The organism is Streptomyces sp. NPDC058691, from assembly GCF_042714775.1.
Taxonomy (GTDB): Bacteria; Actinomycetota; Actinomycetes; order Streptomycetales; family Streptomycetaceae; genus Actinacidiphila.
Genome location: NZ_JBHXSO010000071.1, coordinates 24,168 through 35,320, shown reverse-complemented (window position 1 = coordinate 35,320; position 11,153 = coordinate 24,168). Strand labels below are relative to the sequence as shown.

General features: G+C 73.9%; 10 protein-coding genes. 2 read left to right on the top strand and 8 right to left on the bottom strand.

Annotation, left to right across the window (positions count from 1 at the left end; all coding sequences use genetic code 11):
• Positions 1-37: 37 nt before the first annotated feature.
• The 3 genes from ACFWVC_RS34060 to ACFWVC_RS34050 form a co-directional block, all read right to left on the bottom strand.
• Positions 38-430: a hypothetical protein gene (locus ACFWVC_RS34060; protein ID WP_384296651.1), complete on the bottom strand. Its 393-nt coding sequence runs from the start codon at positions 428-430 to the stop codon at positions 38-40.
• A 117-nt stretch (positions 431-547) separates the two neighbouring features.
• Positions 548-1,009 (bottom strand): MarR family winged helix-turn-helix transcriptional regulator, encoded by a 462-nt coding sequence (locus tag ACFWVC_RS34055; RefSeq protein ID WP_384296650.1) that lies wholly within the window; start codon positions 1,007-1,009, stop codon positions 548-550.
• A gap of 130 nt (positions 1,010-1,139) precedes the next feature.
• Positions 1,140-2,441 (bottom strand): M28 family metallopeptidase, encoded by a 1,302-nt coding sequence (locus tag ACFWVC_RS34050; protein ID WP_384296649.1) that lies wholly within the window; start codon positions 2,439-2,441, stop codon positions 1,140-1,142.
• A 165-nt stretch (positions 2,442-2,606) separates the two neighbouring features.
• Between ACFWVC_RS34050 and ACFWVC_RS34045 the strand changes: the two genes are divergently transcribed.
• Positions 2,607-2,984, top strand: coding sequence for an RNA-binding S4 domain-containing protein (locus ACFWVC_RS34045; protein WP_384296648.1), 378 nt, complete (start codon positions 2,607-2,609; stop codon positions 2,982-2,984).
• A gap of 208 nt (positions 2,985-3,192) precedes the next feature.
• Here ACFWVC_RS34045 and ACFWVC_RS34040 read toward each other — a convergent pair whose 3' ends face one another.
• The 3 genes from ACFWVC_RS34040 to ACFWVC_RS34030 all read right to left on the bottom strand — a co-directional run bounded on the left by ACFWVC_RS34040 (position 3,193) and on the right by ACFWVC_RS34030 (position 6,947).
• Positions 3,193-3,657 (bottom strand): acyl-CoA thioesterase, encoded by a 465-nt coding sequence (locus ACFWVC_RS34040; protein ID WP_384296647.1) that lies wholly within the window; start codon positions 3,655-3,657, stop codon positions 3,193-3,195.
• Positions 3,658-3,746: 89 nt separating this feature from the next.
• Positions 3,747-6,137: an ATP-binding protein gene (locus ACFWVC_RS34035; protein ID WP_384296646.1), complete on the bottom strand. Its 2,391-nt coding sequence runs from the start codon at positions 6,135-6,137 to the stop codon at positions 3,747-3,749.
• 366 nt (positions 6,138-6,503) lie between these two features.
• The gene (locus tag ACFWVC_RS34030; protein WP_384296645.1) at positions 6,504-6,947 is read right to left on the bottom strand and encodes a YchJ family protein; all 444 of its coding nucleotides are present in this window, start codon (positions 6,945-6,947) and stop codon (positions 6,504-6,506) included.
• Positions 6,948-7,041: 94 nt separating this feature from the next.
• Here ACFWVC_RS34030 and ACFWVC_RS34025 point away from each other — a divergent pair, with 94 nt between their 5' ends.
• Positions 7,042-7,953: a RimK family alpha-L-glutamate ligase gene (locus tag ACFWVC_RS34025; RefSeq protein ID WP_384296644.1), complete on the top strand. Its 912-nt coding sequence runs from the start codon at positions 7,042-7,044 to the stop codon at positions 7,951-7,953.
• Positions 7,954-7,965: 12 nt separating this feature from the next.
• Here ACFWVC_RS34025 and ACFWVC_RS34020 read toward each other — a convergent pair whose 3' ends face one another.
• Both ACFWVC_RS34020 and ACFWVC_RS34015 read right to left on the bottom strand, forming a co-directional pair.
• Positions 7,966-8,733 carry a uracil-DNA glycosylase gene (locus tag ACFWVC_RS34020; RefSeq protein WP_384296643.1) on the bottom strand — a complete coding sequence of 256 codons (768 nt, stop codon included), beginning with the start codon at positions 8,731-8,733 and terminating at the stop codon, positions 7,966-7,968.
• 96 nt (positions 8,734-8,829) lie between these two features.
• Positions 8,830-11,118, bottom strand: coding sequence for an MMPL family transporter (locus ACFWVC_RS34015; protein WP_384296642.1), 2,289 nt, complete (start codon positions 11,116-11,118; stop codon positions 8,830-8,832).
• Positions 11,119-11,153: the final 35 nt, after the last annotated feature.

The following is an 11,153-nucleotide window of genomic DNA, read 5'->3' as shown; positions in this document are numbered from 1 at the left end:
GGTTCCGGGGACCCTCTCACGCCACGGGACGGGCGGCTCAGTGGTCCGGGATCTCCGTCAGGCGGACGCGGAGCTCGACCTCCTGGTCACCGGAGACGCTGCCCTGCTCCTCCAGTTCGAAGGAGTCGCCGAGGACCTTCTTGACCTCGCGGACGTGCCGCGGGCCGCCGGACAGGTCGGCGGTGAGTGTGCCGTCGAGGTGGACCGGTCCCAGTTCGTGGCCGTGGCTGCGGGTGTCGACGGAGGCCGACCACACGGTCGGGTGCGTGGAGCCGGGGCGTGGCTCCACGGCCTCGGTCAGGCTCTCGCCGGGGCGGGTGGGGAAGGCGGCTTCCAGCGCGCCCAGTACGGCTCCTGCGTCCTGCTTGGCGCAGTCGGTGAGCATGACGTCGACATGGGAGTCATGGGAGTCGGTGTGATGCGTGGTCATCAGCGATTCTCCTCTCGCGGAATGCCCCGTCGCGGTGCGGCGGTACGGCCGCGGTCCGCGCCCCTCTCAGCGTAGGTCGGTGCCCGCCGGGCCGCAGCGGGCCGCCGCGGGCCGTGGTCACGCTCCGGTGTCCAGCGACTCCAGCGCCGTGACCAGGGGCGCGAGTTCCGGCTGCGCGGCGGCGTCGGCGAGCGCCTGGCGCAGCGCCTCGTCGTTGGTCGGGCGGGCCCGCGCGAGCAGGGCGAGGCCGGCCTCGCTGACGTCGGTGTAGATGCCGCGGCGGTCGGTCGCGCACAGGTAGCGCGTCAGCAGCCCGCGGTCCTCCAGCCGCGTCACCAGCCGCGTGGTGGCGCTCTGGCTCAGCACCACGGCGTCGGCCACCTGCGCCATCCGCAGATGGCCGCCTTCGCCCGGGTGCTGGCGGCTGAGCACGTCGAGCAGGGAGAACTCGCGCACGCTCAGCCCGTGCCCGGCCTCGAGCGCGCGCTCGATGTGCGCCTCGATCCGGTTGTGCAGCAGGGACAGGGCGCACCAGCTCTGCGCGAGCCGGGCGGCCGCGGGGTCCGTGGCGACGGTCATCGGTCCAGGATAAGTCGGGCCGCCGGTTGCCAGCGTGTGCAATTTTCCGGCGGGACGCGGCGTGAGCCCCCGGGCGCACCGCACCCGGGGGCTCACGTGGCTGACGGGGGTGACGGGACTCACCCCGGCGTCAGAAGGTCAGCTTCCAGCTGTTGATGTAACCCGTGTCCTGGGCGACCACGTCGCGGACACGGAGCTTCCACGTGCCGGCCGCGACTTCGGCGGACGCGTTGACGGTGTACGTCGTGATGACGTTGTCCGCCGAGTCGCCGCTGCTGGAGTTCTTCAGCCGGTAGGCGGTCCCGTCCGGGGCGACCAGGTCGATGACGAGGTCACCGCGCCAGGTGTGCCGAATGTCGACGCCGACGGCGAGGGCTGCGGGCGCGTTGCCGGTGATGCCGCTGACGGTGACCGGAGACTCCACGGCCGCGCCGGCGTCGGGAATGGTGACGTCGGCGGTGTTCTCGAACACCGTGCCGGGCGGGGGAGCGGTGGCGGTGGAGAGGCTCCAGATCGCGTTGGCGATGGCGTCGCTGTTGTTGTCCAGCGCGGTGTCGTTGATGTTGGACGCCGTGTCGCAGGAGGCGTGGTAGCAGCGGTCGAAGGCCTGCCCCGACGTGCCGCCCCACTTCTGCGCCTGCGCCGCGGTCTTGATGTAGTCGGCGCCGCTGAACAGACCGCCGACGGGTACGCCCACGTTCTTGAAGGGCGCGTGGTCGGAGCGGCCGTCGCCCTCGGTCTCGATCTCGGTCGCGATCCCCTTGGCGGCGAACCAGTCCTTGAAGACCTTCTCCAGGGCGGTGTCGTCGTCGTAGACGAAGTAGCCGGGGTTCGGCGAGCCGATCATGTCGAAGTTCAGATAGCCGTCGATCTTGCCGCGGTCCGCGGTGGACAGGCTGTTGACGTACGCCTTGGAGCCGATCATGCCGAGTTCCTCGGCCCCCCACCAGCCGAAGCGCAGGTGCTTGGTGGGCTGCAGGTTCTCGCGCGCGACCGCGAGGGCGGTCTCCAGGACGGCGGCCGAGCCGGAGCCGTTGTCGTTGATGCCGGGACCCGCGGTCACGGAGTCGAGGTGCGAGCCTGCCATGATCACGTGGTTGGTGTCGCCGCCGGGCCAGTCGGCTATGAGGTTCCAGCCGGTGGCGCCGCCCGACGTGAACGACTGGAGCGTGGTGGTGTAGCCGGCCGCGTCCAGCTTGGCCTTCACGTAGTCGATGGAGGCCCGGTAGCCGGTCCGGCCGTGGGCGCGGTTGCCGCCGTTGGCGGTGGCGATCGACTGCAGTTGGCTCAGGTGCGCCTTGACGTTCGCGACCGGGATGTCCGGAGCGGCGGCGAGGGCCGGCCGTGCCGAGACGGGGGTGGCGGACGCGGTCAGCAGGGCCGCGGCCAAGGCGCCGGCGGCGCCGGCCGCGACGAGTCTGATTGCGGGCACAGGTCACTCCGGTGTGTGGGGGGATGGAGTCGCGCTGGGATGGGACGTTCTTGGGGGAATCTTGACGCGTACATGCCTGTGCAGATCCTGGGTACCGCGGGGCCTTCCGTCAAGGGCGCATACCGGACGCCGCGTTCCGCGAAGCGGGCGCGCTAGGGTCGGACCATGGCTGACGACGAGGGCCCGGTGCGGGTCGACGCCTGGATCTGGTCCGTCCGGCTCACGAAGACGCGCTCGATGGCCGCCACCGCCTGCCGGGCCGGTCACGTGCGCGTCAACGGCGAGCGTGTGAAGCCGGCGCACGCCGTCCGCCCGGGCGACGAGGTGCGGCTGCGCGGCGCCGGGCAGGAGCGGATCGTCGTCGTGTCCCGGCTGGTCCGCAAGCGGGTCGGCGCGGCGGTCGCCGCCGACTGCTTCGTCGACAACAGCCCGCCGCCGCCCACTCCCGAGGAGGTGCCGGCGCCCGTGGTCCGCGACCGCGGCACGGGCCGTCCCACCAAGCGCGACCGGCGGGAAATGGAGCGCCTGCGCGGCGCCCGCTGACGGCCGCGCCTGCGACCCGGCAGATCCGGCCCGGCTCCTGGCGCGGCTCGGCCCCGCCGCCGATCAGAGCGACCTGCGGACCCGCTGCGGCCGGTCGCCTACCGCCGGCCTCGGGTCACATCGGCGCAGGCATGGAGGATCGGAACCTCGACATGGCCGCACCGCCGTACTCGCCGTCGACGTCCGCGTCGGCGACCGCTCGTGCCCGTCAGCACGAAGGAGGCGCCTCCCGCGATCGCGCCGGTCCGCGCAGCGCGGCGATCCACTCCTCGGGCCAGGGCGTGCTCCTGGCGCCACTGCGGTGGTTGCGGTCGCTGTGCGCGGTCACGTAGCGGCCGCGCGCGGCCCGGCGACGCGGCAGCCCCCGGAACTCCTCGCCCCACACTTCGAAGGTGAAGGTCATCGAAGCAGTGCCGATCCGGGTCAGTTCGACGACCGTGCACACGCCCTGGCCGAAGAAGAGCGGCGCCTCGAAGTCGACCTCGTAGTGGACGCGAGGTGCGACCGGGAAGTAGTCGTAGAGGCCCACCGCGTCCATGAGCGAGGCCTCTGCGGCCTCGACGAATCGCAGGACCGCGCTGTTGTGGTAGATGCCCCCCGCATCGGTGTCCATCCACTCCACTCGCGTCCGGTGGACGCCGGACGGGTTCCGGGACGGGAACGGGGTGGTCACGCGCGTTGCTCCTGGGCCGTGCGGGACTGATTCCCTCCATTGTCAGTGAGCCTTTTCGGCGTCGCCTCCCCAGGGGCCGGGTCGCGCAGTCACGTGTCCTGGGCGGGCAGGCCGAGGGCGTCGAGCCGGGTGCGGAGTTCGCGTAGTTCCGGGCCGGGTGTGGTGTCGGACAACAGGGAGTTCGCCAGGCGCTGTTGCTCGGTGGCGGCGGGGAGGTCGGAGCCCGACATCAGTGCCGTGGCGAGCCGGAGCCGGAGCCGGACCAGGCCCTCGGCCACCGGATGGCCGAGGCCGTTCAACAAGCCGACAGCCGTCTCCAGTTCGCGCCTGGCCCCCGTGACGTCGCCGCGCAGGAGCAGCAGGTCGCCGATGGCGCCGTGGGCGCGGGCGACGCCCGGAGTGGTGCCCAACTCCTGGAACAGCCGCAGCGCGGCGCGGTGCGCGCGGAGCGCCGCCTCGTGGTCGCCCTCCTCCTGCGCCACCGCGGCCAGGCCGCCGAGACCGTACGCCTCGCTCAGCCGGTCGCCGGTGCGGCGGTGCACCGCCACGGCCTCCTCGGAGGCCGCCCGGGCGTCCGCGAGCCGGCCCAGTCGCAGGTAGGCCGCCCCGGCCAGTCCGCGCAGATGGGCCCGGTCCGAGGGGGAGCCGGCGCCGTCCGCCTCGAGCGCGAGCGCTTGTTCCGCGTCGTCCGCGGCCTGCTGGAACTCGCCCATGACGAGGTGCAGCGTTGCCAGTTTGCCCAGTGTGTCGGCCTCCTCCGTGGCCCGTCCGAGTGCCCGCCAGAGGTCCTGCGCCCGGTGCAGATGGGCCAGGGCGCCGCTGTGGCGCCCGGTCTGGCGCAGGACGTCACCGAGGTGGAGGCGGGCCCGCGCCTCGCCCTTGCCGTCGCCCGCCGCCTCCGCGAGTTCCACCGCGTCGAGCAGCAGCGGGGCGGCCCGGTCCAGGTCCCCGTCCGCGGCATGGATGGAGCCCACGGTCAGGGCGGCTCGCGACTGCCTGCGCCGGTCGCCGAGCGCCTCCGCCGCCTCCGCGGCGGCCAGCCAGACCCGCAGTCGCTGCGCGTGGTAGTGCTGCAGGTGCCAGCCGTGGTCCGCCGCCTCGGCCAGCCGGAACACCCGTTCCCAGGCGCCGTGGACGGCCCCCTGCCGGGCGACCGCCGCGATGTTGGGGGCCTCGTCGGCGATCCAGCCGGGCGGGTTGTCCCGGGCGGCGCCCGCGTACCAGTCCAGGAGGCGTCCGGTGACGCGCTCCGGCTCCTCGGGTTCCTCCTCCGCCAGACGTTCCCGGGCGAACAGCCGGGTCAGGTCGTGCAGACGGTGCCGGCCGCCGCCCACGGACTCCACGAGCTGCGCGTCCACGAGGCGGTCGACGCCGTCGTCCACCCGGCCCCCCTCGGTGTCCCCGGACAGCGCCACCGCGACCCCGGGCCCGAAATCGCCGCCCGGGAACGCCCCGAGCCGCCGCAGCAGGCGCCGGTCCGCGGCGGCCAGGTCCTCGTAGGCGGTGGCGAGGGTGGCGCGCACCGCCCAGTTGCGGAAGCTCAGTTCGTCCAGCCGGGACCGTTCGTCCTCCAGCCGCCCGGCGAGTTCTGCGATGCCGAGCCGGGAGCGTGCGGCCCGGGCGCCGGCCAGCCGGATCGCGAGCGGCAGGCCCTCGCAGGCCCGGACCACCGCGGCGGCGGCCTCCGGCTCCGCGGCCGTGTCGCCCGTCCCGCTGACCCGGGCCAGCAGGTCGAGCGCGTCGTCCGTGCCGAGCGCCGCCAGCTCGTGCGCGGCGGCCTCCGGCAGGTCGGCGGGCAGCGGGCGGCTCGTCACGATCGTCAGGCAGCGTGTGCCCGCGGGAAGGAGCGGCCGCACCTGGTCGGCGTCCCGCGCGTCGTCCAGGACGACCAGCACCCTCCGGTCGGCCATCAGGCTCCGGTAGCGGTCCGTCAGGGCGTCGGCACCACCGGACCGGTCCGGCTCCTCTCCGCCGAGCGCCCGCAGGAAGCGGGCCAGCGCCGTTTCCGGCGGCATCGGGTCGCCACGGCCGGCACCGAGGTTCACGTACAACTGGCCGTCCGGATAGTCCTGTCGCAGCTCATGGGCCAGCCGGTTCGCCAGCGTCGACTTCCCGACGCCCGGCGGGCCCGCGACGGCGACGACGCGGGCGCCGGACGCGACGGCCGTCCGAAGGGCGGCGAGGTCCCGCTGCCGGCCGGTGAAGTCTGCCACCAGCGGCGGCAGTTGCGCGGGCACGGGCGCGCGCGGCGCCGGCGGGCCCGTCGGTGCGGCCTCCGCCGCCTGCAGACGCTGCTGCCATATGGCGAGGCCCGCCGCGGCGAGCGTGCCCACCCCGACCAGCGGCCAGGACCAGGGCGCCAGCCGGCGGAGCCCGGACGGCAGCACACCACCGGTGGCCACGTTGACGGCCACTGCCAGCAGTGCCGACACCAGTCCGGACGTCAGCGCCAGCGCGCCGAGAACCCAGCCGCGGCGCACGCGCCCCACCCCCTTGTCCGGTGACCCCCGCGGCAGGATGCCGGGTGCGCTGCTTCCTGGGAAGTCTTTTCCCCGCCCGCCCTCCCTCCCCCAACCTTCGGCCGGGGGTGCCCCCAGCCCTGTGAAGTCACGCGGCCCGGCGCGCGTGGTGGGTGGGCCGGGTTCGGGGCCTCCGGGGCTGGGCATTCTGGACAGCACATTTACGTGCGTTTCCAGCACCTTCGATTCGTTACGCCGGGTGCCGCACACAAATATGCTCCACAGTCCAGAACGCCCACCCCTCCACCCCCGCCCCCTCGGTTTCGTCATGCGCCTGATCCCCAGTGGGGGGTGTGGAGGCGGACCGGGGTGACCGCGGCAACGAGCTCAGGGCAGGGGTGCGACGTACACCCAGGCGCCGGCGTGGCGGACGAAGCGGCTCTGTTCCTCCATGGCGTCGTGCTCGCCGCGCAGGGCGTAGTGGGCGCGGAAGGTGACGGTGCCCTCGGTGTGGAAGGCGCTGCCGTCGGTCGTGCCGAGGATCTCGAGGCGCTCCCAGCGGAGGTGGGGGTCGAGGTCGAGGTCGGCGGGGCGGGTGTCGGGGTGCCAGGTGCGCAGGACGTAGGCGGCGTCGTGGACCGCGTACGCGGTGAAGCGGGAGCGCATCAGGGCCTCGGCGGTGGGCGCGGCGGCCGTCCCCGTGTGGTAGCGGCCGCAGCAGTCGGCATAGCCGGCGGGGAGGCCGCAGGGGCAGGGGGCGCCAGGGGAGTGGAGGACCGGCCGGGTGTGCGGACGGGGGGCGGAACGGCGGCCGGGGCGGGACTTGGACATGCCGCAATTGTGCCGCGCGGGAGGCCCCCGAATGGCGCCGACCCGGCCCGGATAGCCTGCCGTGGTCACGCAGCCGAACCCGGAGGAGCCCCCCGTGCCGCGCAGCACGAGCCGCACGAGCCGTACGAGCGACCCGAGGATCGCGCTGGTGACCTACGCACCGCGCCAGGGCACGAGCCTGGACCGCGACCTGCCGTCCCTGCGGGACGCCGTCGCGGCCACCGGCGCGGAGACCTTCGTCGTCCACTGGGACGACCCCGCCGTGGACTGGGCCTCCCACGATCTGGTGGTCATACGCTCCACTTGGGACTACACATGGCGGACCGAGGAGTTCCTGCCCTGGGTCGATCGTTGCGGCGCGGTGACCCGGCTCGCGAACCCGCCGGGCGTCGTCCGCTGGAACTCCGACAAGCGCTACCTCGGCGAGCTGTCCACGCGTGGTGTCCCCGCCGTCGCCACCCGCTATCTGCCGCCGGGCACCGAGCCGGACGGCCTTCCCGGCGACCACGAGTACGTGGTCAAGCCCGCCGCCGGAGCCGGCGCCCGCTACGCCGGCCGCTACCGCGCGGACGGCCACGACGTGGCGCGGGCGCACATCGCGCGCATGCACGCCGAGGGCCTCACCGCCATGGTCCAGCCCTACATGCCGGCCATCGACACCAGCGGGGAACGGGCGCTGGTCTTCATCGGCGGGCGCTTCCTGCACGCAGTCGCGAAGAACGCCGTCCTGTCCCACGCGACGGCCTACGACGAGCGCAAGGTCGCCCACCCGGGTGTGCGCCCGTGGACCCCGACCGCGGCCGAACTCGCCACGGCCGAGGCCGCGTTGGCCGTCGTTCCCGGCGGCTCCGAGCTGCTGTACGCACGTGTCGACCTGGTCGACGACGAGGACGGCGCGCCGTGCGTCATGGAGCTGGAGCTGATCGAGCCCAACCTCTTCCTCGATCTCCACCCGGCCTCGCTGCCCGTCGTCGCCGACGCGATCGCCTCCGCCGCCCGGGGCTGATCCGCCAGGACGCTACGCCTCGCCCGGCAGTCCGGCGTACGCGGCGCCGCGCGCCAGGACCTCGCGGAGCATCGCCGGGGTGAGCCGTCCCGTGAAGGTGTTCTGCTGGCTGACGTGATAGCTGCCCAGCAGGTGCAGCGGCGGCTCCGCCCCGGTGGCGCCGGGCAGTTCGACGTGCGCGCCGTGCCCGAAGCGGGGGAGCGGGCGGGGCAGGCGGTGGCCGGAGTCGGCGAGCACCGGCAGCAGCGCCTGCCAGCCGAAGGCGCCGAGCACGACGACCGCGCGCAGGGTGGGCCGCAGCAGCTCCAGTTCGCGTACGAGCCAGGAACGGCAGGTCAGCCGCTCGTCCGTGGTGGGCTTGTTGGCGGGCGGCGCGCAGTGCACGGGCGCGGTCACCCGGACCCCGTACAGCTCCAGGCCGTCGCCGCGCGCGGTGGACGTCGGCTGCGAGGCGAGCCCCACCGCGTGCATCGCGGCGAACAGCACGTCGCCCGAGCGGTCGCCGGTGAACATCCGGCCCGTGCGGTTGCCGCCGTGGGCCGCGGGCGCCAGCCCGACGATGGCCAGGGCGGCGTCGGACGGGCCGAGACCCGGCACGGGCCGGGCCCAGTACTCCTCGTCCGCGTACGCCCGGCGCCGCACCCGGGCGGTCTCCTCGCGCCAGGCCACCAGCCGCGGGCAGGCACGGCAGCCGGTGATCGCCTCGTCCAGGGCCGCCAGGTCGCGTGCCCGCGGGGCGGCGCGGGCGGGGAACTGCGGCGACTCCTCCGGTGCTGCCATGGGTGGCCCCCTTCAGGTCGTCCGGGCTCCGGCACCACCACGCTACTGACGCCCCCGCGCGGTCGCAGCGGGGGCGTCGGCAGCGTGGTGTCGACGTCAGACGCGCACGGGCTGGAGCCGGTCGTCCCTGTCCTCGTCCTCCTGGCCGGGCTCCTGCCGGCGGCCGGGCTCCGCGTCCGCCACGCGCAGCCCCTCGCCCTCGACGTCGACGTTCGGCAGGAGGCGGTCCAGCCACTTCGGCAGCCACCACGCGCGCCTGCCGAGCAGGGCGAGCACCGCCGGGACGATGGCCATGCGCACGATGAACGCGTCGAAGAAGACCGCGATCGCGAGCCCGAAGCCGATCGACTTGATCATCGACTCGCCGGACCCGATGAAGCCGGCGAACACGGCGATCATGATGACCGCGGCGGCGGTGACGACCCGGGCGCCGTGCCGGAAGCCGGTGACGATCGCCTGACCGGGCCGCTCCCCGTGCACGTACGCCTCACGGATCCGGGTCACGAGGAAGACCTCGTAGTCCATCGCCAGGCCGAAGACCACGCCTACCAGGAAGATCGGCATCATCGACATGATCGGGCCGGTCTGCTCCACCCCGAGCAGCGAGGCGAACCAGCCCCACTGGAAGACGGCGACGACGGCGCCGAGGGCGGCCATCACCGAGAGCAGGAAGCCCAGGGCCGCCTTCAGGGGCACGAGCACCGAGCGGAAGACGACGATCAGCAGGAGGAAGGCCAGTCCGACGACGAGCCCCAGGTAGGGCAGCAGGGCGTCGGTGAGCTTCTGCGAGGTGTCGATGTTCAGCGCCGTGGTGCCGGTGACGGAGATCATCGCCCCGGTGTCCGCGGTGATCCCGCCGCCGGTGGCGCGGATCGCCTTGACCAGTCCCTCGGTCTGCGTGCTGCTCGGCTTGGAGTCCGGCACCACGTTCATGACCGCGGTGTCGCCCGCCTTGTTGAAGGTGGCCGGGGTGACGGCCGCGACGTCGTCGAGGCCCTTGAGGCTCTTCGTGACCTCCTTGACCGCGTCCTCCGGGTCGTCGGCGCCCCGGGCGTCGGTGACGACGACCAGCGGGCCGTTGAAGCCGGGGCCGAAGCCGTCGGAGAGCAGGTCGTACGCGCGGCGCTGCGTGGTCGACGTGGGCTGGGAGCCGTCGTCGCCGAGGCCGAGTTCGATGGACGCCGCGGGCACGGCGACCGCGCCCAGCGCCGCGACGCAGAGCAGCAGGACGGCGACGGGCCGCCGGATGACGAATCGTGCCCAGCGGGTGCCCATGTTCGGCCGGTCCGTGCCCTTCGCGGCCGGCTCCCGCGTCTTGCGGTGGGCGTGCTGCTCGGCCGTCCTCCGCCGGCGGCGGAGCAGGCCGCCGCCCGCGTCGGCGGGCCGGATGCGGCGCCGGGCGAAGCCGATGAGCGCCGGGATCAGGGTGAGCGCGATGAGCACGGCGATGACGACGGTGCCCGCGGCCGCGATGCCCATCTTCGTCAGCATCGGGATGTCGACCACCGACAGGCCGACGAGCGCGATCACCACGGTCAGGCCGGCGAAGACCACGGCTGAGCCCGCGGTGCCCACGGCCCGGCCCACGGCCTCCTCGCCCTCCCGGCCCTCGGCGAGTTCTGCGCGGTAGCGGGAGACGATGAACAGCGCGTAGTCGATCCCGACCGCGAGGCCGATCATCATCGCGAGCGTGGAGGTGGTGGAGCCCAGGTCGAGCGCGCTCGCCAGGGCCGTGATCGAGCTGACGCCGATGCCGACCCCGACGAGGGCGGTGAGCAGCGGCAGGCCGGCGGAGACGAGCGAGCCGAAGGTGATCACGAGGACGACCGCGGCGATCGCGATGCCGATCACCTCGGTGGCCCCCGTCTCGGGCGCGGCCTGGAGCGCGTCACCGCCGATCTCGACGGTCAGCCCGTCCGCGCGGGCGTGCTCGGCCGCCTTCTCCAGCGCGTCGCGCGAGGAGTCCTTCAGCTGCATGCCGGGGACGTCGTAGGCGACCCGGGCGTAGGCGGTCGTGTGGTCCTTGCTCACCGCCTTGGCCGTGAACGGGTTGTCCACGGAGGCCACTTCGGAGCCGCGGCGCAGTTCCGCGACGGTCGCCCGGACCGCCTTCTTGTTGGCCGGGTCGGTCATCTTGCCGCCGGCGGGCGCCTTGAAGACCACGCGGGCGGTCGCCCCGTCGGAGCTGGACCCGGGGAAGCGCTGGTCCAGCAGGTCGAACGCCTTCTGGGACTCCGTCCCGGGGACGGAGAACGACGAACTCCCCGCCGTGGGCGCGTTGGCGGCACCGACGCCCGCGAGCGCGAGCAGCGCCACCCAGATCAGGACGGCGAAATGCCGTCGCCGGTAGGCGAGCCTGCCGATGCGGTAGAGGAATGTGGCCACGAGGACGTACTCCCGGTCGGGTCGTGAAGGGCGGG

Coding starts and splice junctions, on each gene's coding strand:
- ACFWVC_RS34060 (WP_384296651.1), bottom strand. CDS start 430: ATGACCACGCATCACACCGACTCCCATGACTCCCATGTCGACGTCATG.
- ACFWVC_RS34055 (WP_384296650.1), bottom strand. CDS start 1,009: ATGACCGTCGCCACGGACCCCGCGGCCGCCCGGCTCGCGCAGAGCTGG.
- ACFWVC_RS34045 (WP_384296648.1), top strand. CDS start 2,607: ATGGCTGACGACGAGGGCCCGGTGCGGGTCGACGCCTGGATCTGGTCC.
- ACFWVC_RS34030 (WP_384296645.1), bottom strand. CDS start 6,947: ATGTCCAAGTCCCGCCCCGGCCGCCGTTCCGCCCCCCGTCCGCACACC.
- ACFWVC_RS34020 (WP_384296643.1), bottom strand. CDS start 8,733: ATGGCAGCACCGGAGGAGTCGCCGCAGTTCCCCGCCCGCGCCGCCCCG.